Below are 14554 nucleotides of genomic sequence, written 5' to 3'. Positions count from 1 at the left end.
TTCTAGAATTCCTCATAGGAAATCAACCCAAGCAGAATTGAACACCGTATTGGGTTAATCTGCTAGGGTTTGGATTTTCAATGTGACTGAACTCCCCTTTCATTTAACATTTAAGTTGGACGTAAATGAAGGGGGAGTTTTTCGTTAGAGGCTGGAATGTTTGATCGCCCTGGATAAACGTCAAACGTGTTGAGCAAGTATTTCTGATATACGCTTTGCAGCAGCCCCATCCCCATAAGGATTGTGAGCATCGCTCATACCAGCATATGCATTTTCATCGCTTAACAGTAAAGATACGTTCTCAACGATTGACGCTTTGCTTGTTCCGACTAGCTTCACCGTTCCCGCTTTCACCGCTTCAGGTCTTTCTGTCGTATCTCGCATCACAAGTACGGGTTTACCAAGAGAAGGTGCTTCTTCTTGAATGCCGCCGGAATCTGTCAGGATAACGGTTGATTTGTCCATGAGGTAAACAAATGGTCGATAGTCCTGAGGTTCAATTAAGAAGACGTTATTTATGCCCGATAAATGTGAGTTTACAACGTCACGGACATTAGGATTTAGGTGTACCGGGTAGACAAAATGGACGTTAGGAAATTCATGCGCCAACTCTGCAATCGCTGCGCAAATATTGATGAAGCCTTGGCCAAAATTTTCCCGTCTATGGCCAGTGATTAAAACCGTTTTTTCTCCTAGTATCTCAGAAAATTGTCGAGTAAGTGTTTGATATTCGGAGATATCGCTTTCAATGCTTTGCTTTGTCATTAGCAAAGCATCAATAACAGTATTGCCTGTTACAAAGCACTGTTTTTCGCTTATATTTTCGCGAAGAAGATTCTCCTTTGCCTCTTCTGTTGGCGCAAAATGAAGGTCCGTAATAGCACCTGTAATTCGTCTATTGCCCTCTTCTGGCCAAGGAGAGTAAAGGTTTCCGGTGCGTAATCCTGCTTCCACATGACCTATTTTAATCTGGTGATAATAGGCAGACAAAGATGCGGCACTGGTCGTGGATGTATCACCATGAACAAGCACATAGTCGGGATGGAAAGATTTAAATGTCTGCTCTAGCCCCAAAACGACAGCAGATGTAATTTGAGACAGCCCCTGATTGGCACTCATTATATCCAAATCAAAATCTGGGGTTATGCTGAAGAGCTTAAGCACCTGATCTAGCATTTCTCTATGCTGACCTGTCACGCAAACTTTACTTTCAAAGCGTTCGTCAGCTTCCAACTGTTTGACCACAGGGGCCATTTTTATCGCTTCGGGTCGCGTACCGAAGATAGAAAGTACTTTGATTTTTTTCATTAACAGGTCACTTTAATCCTAGTTCGTGTTATTTCGAGAAGTTTCACTTTCGGTGTTATGAAAAGCAGACCTGGACAAGTTGCCATCATGAAGGAGATCTTTAACGCTTTTCTCTGGTGTGTAGCCCAATGGAGAGAGTGTTAATAATTGAATAATCTTATGGAACTCAAAATCATGACAGTAAACATCAAGCTCTTTCAATAATGGTTCAATTTCATCCCAATGGAGCTTCAGCTCAAGAGCAGTCAGAATTTTGGGGTGCTCGGTGCCGGAAACGTTGTCTCCTATAAGAAGCTCTTCATATAGTTTTTCGCCTGCCCTCAAACCCGTAAATTGAATCTCGATATCTTCGTCGTCGAAATAGTCTGAGCCCAAAGAGTCCTCTGGTGAGATACGTTCTTTATAACCCATAAGGTTGATCATGCGTTTGGCTAGGTCGAGTATCTTTACGGGATCTCCCATATCTAGCACAAAAACTTGACCGCTGTTACCCAAAGCACCGGCTTGGATCACCAATTCGGCGGCCTCGGGGATAAGCATGAAGTAGCGCGTGATATTTGGGTGCGTAACGGTTACGGGTCCTCCGGCTTGAATTTGTTCTCTAAAAAGTGGCACCACAGAGCCAGAGCTACCTAGCACGTTTCCAAAGCGCACCATCGTAAAGTTAGTGTTTGATTCTCTGTCTGAAAGAGCTTGAAGCACGAGTTCCGAGAGGCGCTTACTTGCTCCCATCACATTGGTTGGTCGAACGGCTTTGTCTGTAGAAATTAATACAAAGTCTTTTACGCCACACTTCACTGCTGCTTCAGCACAATACCAGGTACCAAAAACGTTGTTTCTGATCCCTTCTACGATATTCTGCTCGACGATAGGAACGTGTTTGTACGCGGCAGCGTGGTAGATGGTTTCAACGTTGAAAGCAGACATCATTTTCTCTAGGCGATTCTGACGTTGAACGGAGCCTAATGCGGCAATGATTTGCGTGTCTGGGCTAACAGTCGCTTTGAGTTGACAAAGCTCCCGCTCGATTTGATAAAGGTTGTACTCGTTGAGCTCAAAAAGAACCAATGTATGCGGTTTTTGCTTAAGTATTTGTCTACACAATTCGGAACCAATAGAGCCTCCCGCACCAGTAACCATGACAGACTTGTCAGAAATACATCGAGAAAGCAAAGACCCAATAGGAGCAACTTGCTCGCGTCCTAGGAGCTCTGCAATATCCAAATCTCGAACTTGTTCGATACTGGCTTTTCCTGTTGCCAAGTCCTCCATTGAGGGAACAGATTGCACTTTAATGGGCAGCTCCGCTAGCTTATCAACAAGAGTAAGACGTTTGTTTCCGTCGATGTTGTTGATCGCCAGTAGTAATTTTACGGGCTTATAGAGTCCTTTTAACTTGTCGAAATCGTCATAACTATACACTTTCAGCCCCAGCATAATGTTTGATTTCTTGGCAAGATCATCATCAATAAATGCGACAGGGTGGTAGTCACTTCCTTGTTGTAAAGCAAACGCTAAATCACGGCCTGTTGAGCCTGCACCATAGATCAATACATTCGGCTTTTTACGCTTCATTAGGTGGTAGTAAATGGTGCGAATCAGTATGCGCGGTCCGCCAAGGGATAAAATAGCAACGCCCGCATAAATGAAAGGGACACTTCTGGGCAAGAAAGACTGAAGGATGAAGCTGGAGAGGGCGAGCACCACGGCAGAGGCAAAAACCGCAAAGAAGATATTGCCTAGAGCGGGTACGAGGATATAACGCAAAACAGCGCGATATAGACCAAAACGGATGAAGATCAGTAAAGTTACTACAGTCGTAACTGCAAAGGACGCTATCTCTTGAGCCCCAATTGGCGGGTAGAGAGTGTCCATTCTTAAAGCGAAAGCAGCATAGAGCGAAAAGGAAATGGCTAGGGCATCATAAAACATAGTAAACATGCGTTTGTTATGTCTTTCCGCACCTAGGAGTGTGCCAATAGGATTTATCATATATTTTGGTCACTAATGAATAAAAAGTGTTGAAGAATGACTGAGAGTTAAACGAAGTGCTGCCCAAAAAAGAAGCAGCATTAAGCATGCGTAACAATATAACCACCCAACTAATCTTCATAGTGTAACCAACCCCGTCAAATACGACAAAGAGCAATTAAAGTGAAAGTGAGTTCCCTGGCTTTATTTTTAGGCACATAAAGAAGTGGGTGAGGGTGAGTAGAATGTTTTGACCAAGCGAAGACGCTTAAAGACAGAAATGTTATGCTAGCTGATTAGGTTAAAAACTACTGGCTAACCTGTGAGCAAGAATCACTTCTAAAAAATCATAGGTACTCGGTTGGCAGCATTTTAGTAAGGAACATCAGGTTGCAAATCCTTGTTACCGGAGCAACAGGCTTCGTTGGAAAACGGGTTGCTGAATGGGCAGACCTGAACGGTCATACCAGTAAAAAGCAAGCAAGGCATTGGACAACAGAAGATAAACGCCTTGTTTCAATGGAATTAAGCACCACCTCAAATTGGGAAGAGGCTCTTTGCGGTGTTGATTGCGTTGTTCATTGTGCGGCACTTGTACATCAGCCTGGCGTGACAGCACTTTCTGATTATGAAGCGATCAATGTGGCAGGAACTCTGCGACTTGCTGAGCAAGCGTCGGCTGCTGGTGTTAAACGCTTTATTTTTCTCAGCTCTATCAAAGTGAATGGTGAGAGTACGAAGGCGGGAACAGCATTTACCGAGCAAGTATTGCAGCCGCCTGAAGACCCGTATGGGTTATCCAAATACCTCGCAGAGCAAGGGCTGATGGAAATTTCAGAGAGAACGGGTTTAGAGGTGGTTATCATAAGACCTCCATTGGTTTACGGACCTGATGTAAAAGCTAATTTCCTCTCAATGATTAACTGGGTGAAGCGAGGTATCCCTCTGCCACTGGGAAGCATCAATAATGCGCGAAGCTTGGTATATGTTGGGAACTTGGTAGACTTCATTGGCATGTGTATGACCCACCCTAAGGCATCTGGTGAAGTGTTTGTTATATCGGATGATGAAGACCTTTCAGTGTCAAAGCTTCTACAAAGTGTCGCACGCTGTATGAACATCAACTCCCGTGTGTTCCCATTTCCTGTGTCGCTAATTACCCTAGTAGCAAAGGCGTTGGGCAAAGAAGCTATCTCAGAAAGACTCGCGGGGAATTTGCAAGTGGACATAACGAAAGCAAAACAGCTGCTAGGCTGGCATCCGCCACACAGCGTTGAGCAAGGGCTTCGTGAAACTGTTAAAAACTATCAGAGCAAAACTAGGTAATCTAATGCTGCGTTTTTTAGATCTTTTACTGTCTTTTTTGGGAATCTTTTTCCTTTGGCCTGTCATGGCAGTCGTCTACTGTATTGGTTACATGGACACGCGATCGCCATTATTTTTTCAAACACGCGTGGGGAAAAATAAACAGCCGTTTACCTTGATGAAGTTTCGTACTATGTCGGTAGACACCAAATCCGTTGCAACGCACTTAGCCAGTGAGTCGTCAGTGACTAAACTGGGAGGTTTCCTGCGCAAAACAAAACTGGATGAATTGCCACAGTTATTCAACGTGCTTAAAGGTGAAATGAGTTTAGTTGGCCCTCGCCCTTGTTTGTTCAACCAAAAAGAACTCATTGCTGCACGAGACAATAAGAATGTCTTTGATGTGTTGCCAGGTATTACAGGATTGGCACAGATTAATGAAATTGATATGTCGACCCCAGAAAAGCTTGCTGAGTGGGATCAGAAGATGATCCTTGGAATGTCTTTGAAAAACTATTTTTTGTACATAGTGCAAACAGTGAGTGGCAAAGGCTCGGGTGATCGCGTTCGTAAAGACACAGTATAAAAAGTAATTCTATTAAGGGTTTGTCATGAAAATCGTAGTGGTCGGCACAGGGTATGTTGGCCTTTCAAATTCGCTGCTACTGGCTCAAAATCACGAAGTCGTTGCGTTAGACATTCTTGAGGACAAGATAAAGCTACTCAACGAGAGAAAATCCCCTATTTCGGATAAAGAAATAGAACAGTTCTTGCTGAACGATGAACTCAACTTCACCGCGACGTTAGATAAAAAAAGTGCGTATGAAAATGCCGATTTTGTCATTGTTGCAACCCCAACAGACTACGACGCAGAAACAAATGTTTTTAACACCAGTTCTGTCGAAGCAGTTATTAAAGACGTCATAACTCTAAATCCAAATACCGTTGTGATTATTAAATCCACCGTTCCAGTTGGGTATACCGCAAGAATCAAACAAGAGCTGGGATTTGAGAACATTCTGTTTTCACCAGAGTTTCTGCGCGAAGGAAGAGCTCTCTATGACAATTTATATCCATCAAGAATTATTGTTGGTGAAAAAAGCGAGAGGGCCGAGCGTTTCGCCGCATTGCTGGTGGAGGGGGCACGCAAAGAGGATATCTCAGTGTTGTTCACCGAATCCACAGAAGCAGAAGCGGTCAAGCTGTTTTCAAATACCTATCTTGCTATGCGTGTTGCCTATTTCAATGAATTGGATTCGTATGCAGAAGCGCATGGCTTAAATTCGCGCCAGATTATCGAAGGTGTATGCTTGGATCCTCGAATTGGTGATCACTACAATAATCCATCGTTTGGTTATGGTGGATACTGTTTGCCAAAAGATACCAAACAACTATTGGCTAATTACCAGAATGTACCAAACAACATGATTCGTGCGATTGTAGATGCAAACGCAACGCGAAAAGCGTTTGTTGCTGAGGCAGTGATGAAGCGCGGGCCGAAAGTTGTTGGGATATACCGACTGATCATGAAATCGGGGTCGGACAACTTCAGGTCTTCCTCTATCCAGGGCGTGATGAGGAGATTGCTTGCAGATGGCATTAAAGTTGTGGTGTATGAGCCAGAATTAGCAGAAGAAACATTTATAGGTTCAGAAGTGGTAAAAGATCTCGATGTGTTTAAATCTATGTCAGACGTTATCATTTCAAATCGATGCGACCCGCAATTAAATGATGTCGAAGAGAAAGTGTATACGCGCGATCTGTTTGGTAAAGATTGAGTCTATTCGAACCCGTTAAAAGCCAGAGATTACACTCTGGCTTTTGGGTTTGCATGGCCTTGAACAACGACATGCATCGCATTAGAAAATGTATATCTCTTAGGTTAAAAGCCAAGCGTTGAAGCGCGCTATAAGACCTGCCGAAGAAGTGGCTACTCAGTCAACTTTTTGACAAAAATGAAGCCTCTAACGATTGAAAGGGGGCGGTTTTGCACATCATCCACCACGGTGCCAAAACAGGCGTCACGGGCTCTTGCCACCAACTCACCACCGAAAATGGAAAGCTGCTAGTAGACTGCGGCTTGTTCCAAGGCGATGAAGTCCGTCCTCTTGATATTGAATTTGATGTACATGACATCGATGCCCTCATATTGACGCACGCGCACATTGACCATATAGGCCGGCTTCCTTGGCTGCTTGCCGCGGGTTTCAGTTCCCCCATCTATTGCACGTATGCCACTGCCAAGCTTGTACCCATGATGCTAGACGATGCATTACGCCTTCAGCTTGGTCTAAACCGAAAAGATCGCCAGCGTATTCTCAAACTCATCGAATCCCTGACCATTCCCGTCAATTACGGCACCTGGCACAGCGTGAATCACCAATCTGCGTTAGTGGCAGATATCCGCTTTCAACCCGCCGGTCATATCCTCGGCTCCGCTTATGTCGAAATCAAACTGCCCTCCGATGAAACGATTGTTTTCTCGGGCGATCTTGGCCCCTACAACACACCACTATTACCCGATCCAACGCCGCCTGAAAGGGCCGATATATTAGTGATTGAAAGCACCTATGGCGACGGAACTCATGAGGCGATAGAACAACGTGCCGACAGGCTAAAAACGTTGATTAACCGTTCACTGCGTGATGGCGGCGTCATACTTATTCCCGCGTTCAGCGTTGGCCGCACCCAAGAATTATTGTTTGATATAGAAGCAATTATTGCTACACAGCTTAATGACTTTGAAAAACGGGCATGGTCAACCATCCCTGTGATTCTGGACTCGCCAATGGCAGCCAAAGTGACCGATCACTATCGAACCTTTAAAGCACTTTGGGGGAGCGAAGCCAAAACCCGATTGGAAGAGGGTCGGCATCCGTTGGCGTTTGATCAATGCATAACCATAGACTCGCACCGTGACCACCAAGCGCTGGTTAACCGCCTAAAGCAGACTGGCGAGCCTGCGATCGTCGTCGCAGCAAGTGGAATGTGCAATGGCGGCCGTATTCTGAATTACCTTGAGGCGTTATTGCCCGACTCGCGCACCGATGTGATATTGGCGGGGTATCAAGCAAAGGGCACCTTGGGCCGCCGCCTTCAGCGTGGCGCGGAAAGGGTTGAGATTGGCAACGAATCTGTCGAAGTGAATGCGCACATCCATACCATGTCTGGTTATTCCGCCCATGCTGATCAAACGGATCTGCTGCGCTTTATCGCAGGAACCCCCAACGCACCCAAAGAAGTGCGCATCGTGCATGGCGATAAACAGGCGCAACAGGCCCTCGCCAAACAAATAGAAAAGCGAAAGCTCGCCGAACGAGCCGTTTTGGGCGCGGAGACCTAAGCCAACGCGATGACCTAAACAGAAAAACAGAAAAACAGAACAAAAAAACAAAAGAACAAAAGAACAAAAGAAAAGAAGAACAGCCGTGCGGGTTAGAATGAAAAAAGGGGCTTGGTATCCAATACCAAGCCCCTTTATTTTTATCGCATGATTAGAACCTGCAACGCGCGATTTGCAGCAATCGGCTTGCTGTTATCGGTTCCCTGCTAGCGATTGGTAAATTCGCTATTCGGATATCTCGCATTGGTCATGCTGTACAAGCTGTACTTACGTGCCAACATCTGACCACCGTCGCGAGACAGTGGCGTCCAGCCGATCACCGCGCGACTAGCACTTGGTTTCACCGTGAAAATGTCGAACGGGATCGAGATATAGAAGCCCTTATTGAAACTCCCTTCACCGAACTCTTCCGCAGAAAGGTTTGTTTTCGCCAGATACGCACCCGCAATCACGCCGCTGTCGAACTGCTTGGAAACATCCAGCGTCACACCTTTATCTTCCGCCAAATACTGCCCCACACTTGCCTTGATCAGCAAATCATCGAACCAACTCCACTCAGGGCGATAATAGGTCGTAAAGTGGCCCGTTGGCGCGCCCGTTTGCACGCGGTAATAACGACCTGTTGTTGGGTCGTAGTGTTGCTCTTCGGTGAAAATACCAAACTGAGTATCAGGGTCGCGCTGAACCACATAATTTAAGTCCAACCCAAATGCCCAGTTGCTGTTAAGCGGTCGGTAAAGCACCTCACCACCCACACCGGCAAACATGCTCTCGAGGTAGCCACCGTAAGCTTGCGTATAAACGTTGTCGCCGAATTGGTTAAACAAGGTCGCCTGAAGGTTGTTCACGCGAACCGTGTTGTCAGAAATGTAACGACGAACCAGCGTGCGAACGCGTTTCAAATCCGTGCCATCAGGCGGCACGTCGTAAAGGAACTTGTCGTAGTTATCGACAAGGTTTACGTAAACGCCGCCACCGACTTCGAAGTTATCGGTAAGCCAATAACTGGCACCACCGGACACCCCAAGGTTAAACATGTAGAAGTCTTCAGAGCCACCAATCGACTGTTGCAAGGTCGGTGACACGCTGACAGACCAAGGTTTTGATGTGTCCGCTTGCAGCATACCGCGCGGTGAGCTTGGGTCGACAACGGTTACTGCATCAGACACATGTGCGCCCACGTATTCTTGATTCGCCACTTTGCGATAAGTGACCGTATCAATCGTGGTCTGCGTCGTTGGCTGGTTGGCTTGTTCTTCAATCAACACAAATTCTTTCGCCGTCGAGCCAGTGTTCGCCAAAATCATGGCCGCTTTTTCATGGGCGAAATCGCGGTCACGGTATTTAGACTGGCTGCCCACCACGGTCACGGTGTTGTTATCCGCATACACTTTGGTTTGGCTGTAACCCGCAATGGTTTTTAAATCGACAGCAACCTTGTCCCAATCAATGTCGTCAACGTTTTTGGTTACCGTGTTTTGATATGCAGGAGTAGGGGTGTCGACCCAGTTTTGCTTGAGGGTATTGAAGTTGGTTTTCAGCGTGAAGCCTAGCGTCCAGGTATTTCCGCGTTCATAGCTGGCGCGAATGTCACCCCAATCACCTAAGCGGTAAACCGCACCGAGGTTAAACGGCGAGTCCTGTACAATATTCGGCGCGAATTCAGAGCGGTAATCGTTGCCTTCGTATTCCAACTTCAACGAAAGTGGCGCATACGGCGTTTGGTACTCCACACCGCCAAACACAGACATACAACCCGTAAACCAGCGGCTGTAGTCAAAGCTGCCGCCTTTTCCTTTAAAACTGGTGTCACGGCCACAATCCGTGCCTTGCGTTTTATCACCGGCAAGGTTTGCACGGTTACCCAAGTATCCCCAGCCTACGCCAAGGGTGAAATCCAACGGCCCCATATGTTTACTAGCAGCAATGTACTCGCCATCAAACAAGCCGGTACCGCCCATATCCCGAATACCCACGGAGGTTTCCGGTAACCAGTAGCTTTCTTCCCACAAACGCAGTTTTACATCGATGCCTTTATCGGTGTAGTAGGTGTCACCACTAAAACTCTCATCGTTGCTATAGCGTCGTTCTGGCACTTGGGTATAGCGAATGGTTGCTTCCATCCAAGGCATCAGTTGCAAAGAAGTGTGGTAGTGGTGGTAATCGCCATTCATGGTCACACCGAGGGAAAATTCCCCTTCTGGCGCGACACGGCCCGTTGGCACTTGCATCAAACCTACACCACCAAAATCACTTTGTGTCGGTGTGAAAGGCGTAATGTGTTGGTCATTGGCACTCACAGGGAGTGCGGTCATCATCGCCAGAGACAGTGAAGACAAGGTAAACAAACGATGATGCATGACTACATAACCCGGTGCTGAAGAAGTTGAACAATATCCGTATTTAGCGAAGACAGTGCTGAAGGCAATCGCTGAAACGGCATATAAACAATGGCACCCGGTGCTATGTTCTTCGGCTGCGCATTCCAATAGGCGATAGGGTGTTCTTCTATCTCCCCGTTAGGTTGCACAACAAACGCCGTGCTATTGCCAAAGGAATGAAGTGGCGTGGCGACAGACAGGTAATCGTCTGCCGAATGCGTTACTGAAAATGGTACAGTTTGAGGATGCAATACCGCGCCAATTACTTGTACTGAGTCCGATCGCTTAGGCAGTAACAACGTAAGGTTTCCGTCAACCAAGGGGTTGATTCGCGAACCTGCAAGGTAAAAATCTTCATCAAGCGTGACGGGAATACGTGTCTTAAAAAGGGATGCATGGATAAAGTCTTGCAGTTGTTTTACCGCCTCTAGCTTTTCATCATCGTTTTGCCAAATTTGCGTGACGTGGGAAAGCATTTTGTTTACAGATGAAAGCAATTGTTCGGCATTGCCTGTGTCATTATCAAAAAGGCCGGCCCCTAACCAATAAATCGCATCAGTGCCATGGGCAAGCGTGTTGTCTGTTTGCGACCTAACTAATTGAGTCCCTTGAGACGCTATTTGTGATGCGCGTGGAACGCCGTCGAAGCGAATTTTAAACTCAGAAGGACTGTCGATTGCGGTAATCACGGTCAGGTTGTTATTTTCTGCGTGAGCACTGGTTACAACACTAATAAATAAGAAAGTGACAATGCGCGTTAAATAACTGAATGGCATTGACGGACAAAAACTTTTAATTTGTTGAGTAAACGAGTAGTGAGCAGTCATGTTAGTTATCTACCCCGGAAAATCTTTTTAATTCGGTAAGCTCATAGCGAGGAAAGCCAGGGGCGGGAATTTGTTCACTAGCAATAACGCGGCCAGTGACGGGCTCAAGCCAAAACGTATTGGTAAACGTCATGTCTAATTCCGGCGCATTCACCTGTTCAATATAGGACAGTGCGGGAACCGGTTTGTCATTCACCACAATAAGAGCCTCGCCAATAAATTCGAACGTTGACGTGAGCGTATACCCAATATGGTTACCGGGTTGCCAGTCAAGGGTGCGTGTCCATGTTTTTGGCGTTGTAGGCTTTAATAGCCCTAAAGCAATCGGGTCTGCATGCATTGAATAACTGTCGGTGATATTACCATCACCAAAATTAACTGTTTTAACGATTCGGCCAAATTCCGTAATGAGCATTTCTTGGTTTGCCGACAGCCATTTCAACCGATACCCCTTGGAGGAGGCCATCGCTGTTTCTGCAACAGTTGCCGTAACTGCAGTATTGTTTGTTATAACCAAGGGATCCGCATACCCCAACACCATTAATGCCGTGCCGCCATTTTCATTTTTCACATACATACTGGCGTAAGGCAGGTTTTCAACGTAAGACGGGTCTATTTCCAACGCCTCTGGGCCAAATAGGGCCAAGGAAAAAGTGTCTTGTACGGTTTGGAATTTTTGGCTACAACCCGCGAGCACCAAGGCTGCCAGTATTGTTGCCGAAGATTTAAAAACAGAGGGGATTACTGACATGGTTAATACTGCTACAAAGAAAAAACAAGAATTAAAGATAAAGAAAACCGAACAGCTTTGGCTGTTCGGTTTTAATTACCACACGTTGTTAGCCTTGAGCTGATACAGACGTTGTGGTGGTGTTGTCGTTGTCAGATGAATCAACGGCAACAACGGTCGCAGCAACAACGGCAGCACCAACGGCTACGGTAGTTGCGGTTACACCGCCTGCTGCTGCTGCTGCACCCGCACCCGCACCGCCAGTTGAGCCACCAGTTGTTGCAGCAGCTTCTTCAGCGGCCATTGCTGGCGCAGCCATCATCATTGCAGCCAATGCTGCAATTGCTGTTTTTTTCATGTTTTACTCCAATATTGTGTAAAGCATGCAAATCTTATTAAAAAGGCATGCGTTTCAAATGCTAAACATATACATTGCCTAAGTAAACAAACAAAGTGATTAATTGACGGCGATTGCGAGATCGCTTTGTTTTATTTTGTGACAGACGACTTTCTTTTAATGTTGATTTTTACATTTTTGCACGGGTTTCATTTTTCAAAAGGCGGTAGAGAAAAAATATGAAGTGCTATTTGCAGGGGATAATTTTACTGGGTGTGACGGTGTTGACCGGGTGCGTGCAAACTGCCGCACCGCATGTCGAAGCGAATGGAAGTATTCAGTGGGCAAGTGGCGTAAATGAAGCGGTGCACGTTGCCGCGGCAAATGAACACTTGGTCTTTGTAGAGCCCTCGTTTTTGAGTAAAGGCGTCGTTATATACAGCCGAATTATTGGTGCAGGCACGCCGGATTGCGAATACTACGTGAATGAACCCATGCCGCTTATTCGCTTAACCATTTGTGGTGATGGGAATGTGGAATTACTCGACCGAGGGCAAACCATCAATGTCGGAAAATTAGCCGTATTTGAATCTTAAGGCGTGCCGAAATTTAACGCGTAGCGAAGTGCTATTTTTCGAGGGCATACGGCGCGCAACAATACACTCTCAAATGCCAACTATATTCCCTTGCAAATACCACGATTTTAATTTTGTTTTTTGTTAACTACGTCTCTAAATTCAGACCTGATGTCCAGAAAAAATGCGTATTTGACTACTCACTCCCGCATATCTAATGCTAAACTTCGCGCTCTTAAAATTGAGCTAATAAGACAATATTTGAGACTTTCGTTCCAATAAGTAGCCCAGAGCATTTCATGTTGAAATGCTCTCAGTGTGCAATCTTGCTGGTGGTGAGTTTATGCGAGCGGGCTTTTGGAACGACACCAAAGGGCGGTAGCGTGACTTAATTTTAGTCGTGAACTTAGAAGCAAGATCGCAATTACAATAAAAAGTCCGTCATCCCTTTGGGACGAATTTTCTTTATCTGGCAAAATCACTGCGTTTTTGCTAGCACGTTGAGTTGACAAGGTCGTCACTCTCTATTTCAGACATACCGCGTAGTATTTCAATATGTATCTAAAGAAAAAAATCGCATTGAGCGTGCTCCTTGTTGCCACGCTTTCAGGTTGTGCCATGCCAGGAAGCCATCTTTCTTTAGATGGTAAGCAAGCGTCAACGGAAAGCAATGAACACGCCATTGAGCAATTGGTCAATGTACATGCGTTAACCCCCGCCAATATCTCCACCTTCACACCGGATGCATACACGGCTCAAGCTAACCCCGCGTTGGACAGTATTATTGCGCGCTATGAATACCGTGTTGGTCCCGGTGATATCCTAAACGTGACCATTTGGGACCACCCAGAATTAACCATTCCAGCGGGTTCGTACCGAAGCTCAAGCGAGTCGGGCAACTGGGTTCATGCGGACGGCACCATTTTCTACCCGTATATTGGTACCGTGCATGTGCAGGGCAAAACCGCGATGGAAATTCGTGATGACATTTCTAAACGCCTCGCCCGTTTTATTGAACAGCCTCAGGTAGATGTAAACATTGCCGCGTTCCGCTCGCAAAAATCCTACATCACTGGCGAAGTGTCTAAGCCTGGTCAACAGGCAATTACTAACATTCCCCTTACGCTGCTCGATGCCATTAACAAAGCCGGTGGCCTGTCTGAAAATGCCGATTGGCGAAATGTGAGCCTGACACGAAACGGCGAAGCGCAAGCGATTTCCCTGTATGCCTTGATGCAACGTGGTGACCTAACACAAAACCGTTTACTGCAAGCCGGTGACATTGTGCACGTGCCAAGTAACGACGCACAAAAAGTGTTTGTGATGGGCGAAGTGAACGACCCGCAATTGCTAAAAATGGATCGCACCGGCATGAGCCTGACTGAAGCACTGAGCAGCGTCGGCGGAATTAACGAACTGGAAGCAGATGCCACGGGCGTATTTGTGATCCGCGGCGTGCCAGCGCGTGACCGTTTAGCCGCAACAGAAACCACTTCTGATGCGAATGCCGAACAAGCCCCGCAAAAAATTGCAGACATTTATCAGCTTGATATCAAAGATGCCTCGGCACTGGTACTTGGTACCGAATTTGCGCTGCAGCCTTATGATGTGGTTTACGTGACTGCTGCGCCAATTACCCGTTGGAACCGCGTGATCCGCCAATTGTTGCCAACTATTACCGGGTTTAATGAGCTAACCGAAGGTGTTCTTCGCGTGCGTAATTGGCCTTAAGCCGCAAGCTATAAGCTATACGCGATAAGCCAAGAGCTTTAAGCCA

Annotated in this window: 12 protein-coding genes; 6 read left to right on the top strand and 6 right to left on the bottom strand. The window is 46.3% G+C overall.

From position 1 onward, the window contains the following. Positions 1 to 180 precede the first annotated feature (180 nt). On the bottom strand, positions 181 to 1308 hold the full coding sequence (gene wecB / locus LRP49_RS14965; RefSeq protein WP_274143107.1) for a non-hydrolyzing UDP-N-acetylglucosamine 2-epimerase: 1128 nt from the start codon (positions 1306 to 1308) through the stop codon (positions 181 to 183). Between the two features lie 18 nt (positions 1309 to 1326). Next, positions 1327 to 3300, bottom strand: a complete 1974-nt coding sequence (locus LRP49_RS14960) for a polysaccharide biosynthesis protein (protein ID WP_274143106.1) — start codon at positions 3298 to 3300, stop codon at positions 1327 to 1329. A gap of 369 nt (positions 3301 to 3669) precedes the next feature. Between LRP49_RS14960 and LRP49_RS14955 the strand changes: the two genes are divergently transcribed. From LRP49_RS14955 to LRP49_RS14940, 4 genes are all read left to right on the top strand, one after another. Next, on the top strand, positions 3670 to 4605 hold the full coding sequence (locus tag LRP49_RS14955) for a UDP-glucose 4-epimerase family protein (RefSeq protein WP_274143105.1): 936 nt from the start codon (positions 3670 to 3672) through the stop codon (positions 4603 to 4605). Positions 4606 to 4609: 4 nt separating this feature from the next. Further along, positions 4610 to 5170: a sugar transferase gene (locus tag LRP49_RS14950; RefSeq protein ID WP_274143104.1), complete on the top strand. Its 561-nt coding sequence runs from the start codon at positions 4610 to 4612 to the stop codon at positions 5168 to 5170. A 25-nt stretch (positions 5171 to 5195) separates the two neighbouring features. Next, positions 5196 to 6362 carry a nucleotide sugar dehydrogenase gene (locus LRP49_RS14945; RefSeq protein ID WP_274143103.1) on the top strand — a complete coding sequence of 389 codons (1167 nt, stop codon included), beginning with the start codon at positions 5196 to 5198 and terminating at the stop codon, positions 6360 to 6362. A gap of 209 nt (positions 6363 to 6571) precedes the next feature. Next, positions 6572 to 7927: an MBL fold metallo-hydrolase RNA specificity domain-containing protein gene (locus tag LRP49_RS14940; RefSeq protein ID WP_274143102.1), complete on the top strand. Its 1356-nt coding sequence runs from the start codon at positions 6572 to 6574 to the stop codon at positions 7925 to 7927. Positions 7928 to 8133: 206 nt separating this feature from the next. Here the strand turns inward: LRP49_RS14940 and LRP49_RS14935 are convergent, their stop codons facing one another. The 4 genes from LRP49_RS14935 to LRP49_RS14920 all read right to left on the bottom strand — a co-directional run bounded on the left by LRP49_RS14935 (position 8134) and on the right by LRP49_RS14920 (position 12223). Beyond that, entirely contained in the window at positions 8134 to 10287 is a 2154-nt protein-coding gene (locus LRP49_RS14935; RefSeq protein WP_274143101.1) for a YjbH domain-containing protein, read from the bottom strand. A gap of 2 nt (positions 10288 to 10289) precedes the next feature. Continuing rightward, a complete protein-coding gene (locus LRP49_RS14930) occupies positions 10290 to 11135 on the bottom strand; it encodes a capsule biosynthesis GfcC family protein (protein ID WP_274143100.1) in 846 nt (281 codons plus the stop codon). A gap of 1 nt (position 11136) precedes the next feature. Next, positions 11137 to 11886: a YjbF family lipoprotein gene (locus LRP49_RS14925; protein ID WP_274143099.1), complete on the bottom strand. Its 750-nt coding sequence runs from the start codon at positions 11884 to 11886 to the stop codon at positions 11137 to 11139. Between the two features lie 88 nt (positions 11887 to 11974). Further along, on the bottom strand, positions 11975 to 12223 hold the full coding sequence (locus tag LRP49_RS14920; protein WP_274143098.1) for a hypothetical protein: 249 nt from the start codon (positions 12221 to 12223) through the stop codon (positions 11975 to 11977). Between the two features lie 218 nt (positions 12224 to 12441). Between LRP49_RS14920 and LRP49_RS14915 the strand changes: the two genes are divergently transcribed. Continuing rightward, the gene (locus LRP49_RS14915; protein WP_274143097.1) at positions 12442 to 12798 is read left to right on the top strand and encodes a hypothetical protein; all 357 of its coding nucleotides are present in this window, start codon (positions 12442 to 12444) and stop codon (positions 12796 to 12798) included. A gap of 534 nt (positions 12799 to 13332) precedes the next feature. Beyond that, positions 13333 to 14508 carry a polysaccharide export protein gene (locus LRP49_RS14910; protein WP_274143096.1) on the top strand — a complete coding sequence of 392 codons (1176 nt, stop codon included), beginning with the start codon at positions 13333 to 13335 and terminating at the stop codon, positions 14506 to 14508. Positions 14509 to 14554: the final 46 nt, after the last annotated feature.

It is taken from the genome of Enterovibrio qingdaonensis (genome assembly GCF_028683135.1).
GTDB lineage: Bacteria > Pseudomonadota > Gammaproteobacteria > Enterobacterales > Vibrionaceae > Enterovibrio > Enterovibrio qingdaonensis.
Note: the sequence above shows the minus strand (reverse complement) of the source record. Positions and strands in the feature narration are given on the sequence as shown.

What these genes read in the sequence shown, in the direction of transcription:
- LRP49_RS14930 (WP_274143100.1), bottom strand. Translation starts at nt 11,135, where the DNA reads ATGACTGCTCACTACTCGTTTACTCAACAAATTAAAAGTTTTTGTCCG.
- LRP49_RS14945 (WP_274143103.1), top strand. Translation starts at nt 5,196, where the DNA reads ATGAAAATCGTAGTGGTCGGCACAGGGTATGTTGGCCTTTCAAATTCG.
- LRP49_RS14915 (WP_274143097.1), top strand. Translation starts at nt 12,442, where the DNA reads ATGAAGTGCTATTTGCAGGGGATAATTTTACTGGGTGTGACGGTGTTG.
- LRP49_RS14935 (WP_274143101.1), bottom strand. Translation starts at nt 10,287, where the DNA reads ATGCATCATCGTTTGTTTACCTTGTCTTCACTGTCTCTGGCGATGATG.
- LRP49_RS14910 (WP_274143096.1), top strand. Translation starts at nt 13,333, where the DNA reads ATGTATCTAAAGAAAAAAATCGCATTGAGCGTGCTCCTTGTTGCCACG.
- wecB (WP_274143107.1), bottom strand. Translation starts at nt 1,308, where the DNA reads ATGAAAAAAATCAAAGTACTTTCTATCTTCGGTACGCGACCCGAAGCG.
- LRP49_RS14920 (WP_274143098.1), bottom strand. Translation starts at nt 12,223, where the DNA reads ATGAAAAAAACAGCAATTGCAGCATTGGCTGCAATGATGATGGCTGCG.
- LRP49_RS14960 (WP_274143106.1), bottom strand. Translation starts at nt 3,300, where the DNA reads ATGATAAATCCTATTGGCACACTCCTAGGTGCGGAAAGACATAACAAA.
- LRP49_RS14925 (WP_274143099.1), bottom strand. Translation starts at nt 11,886, where the DNA reads ATGTCAGTAATCCCCTCTGTTTTTAAATCTTCGGCAACAATACTGGCA.
- LRP49_RS14950 (WP_274143104.1), top strand. Translation starts at nt 4,610, where the DNA reads ATGCTGCGTTTTTTAGATCTTTTACTGTCTTTTTTGGGAATCTTTTTC.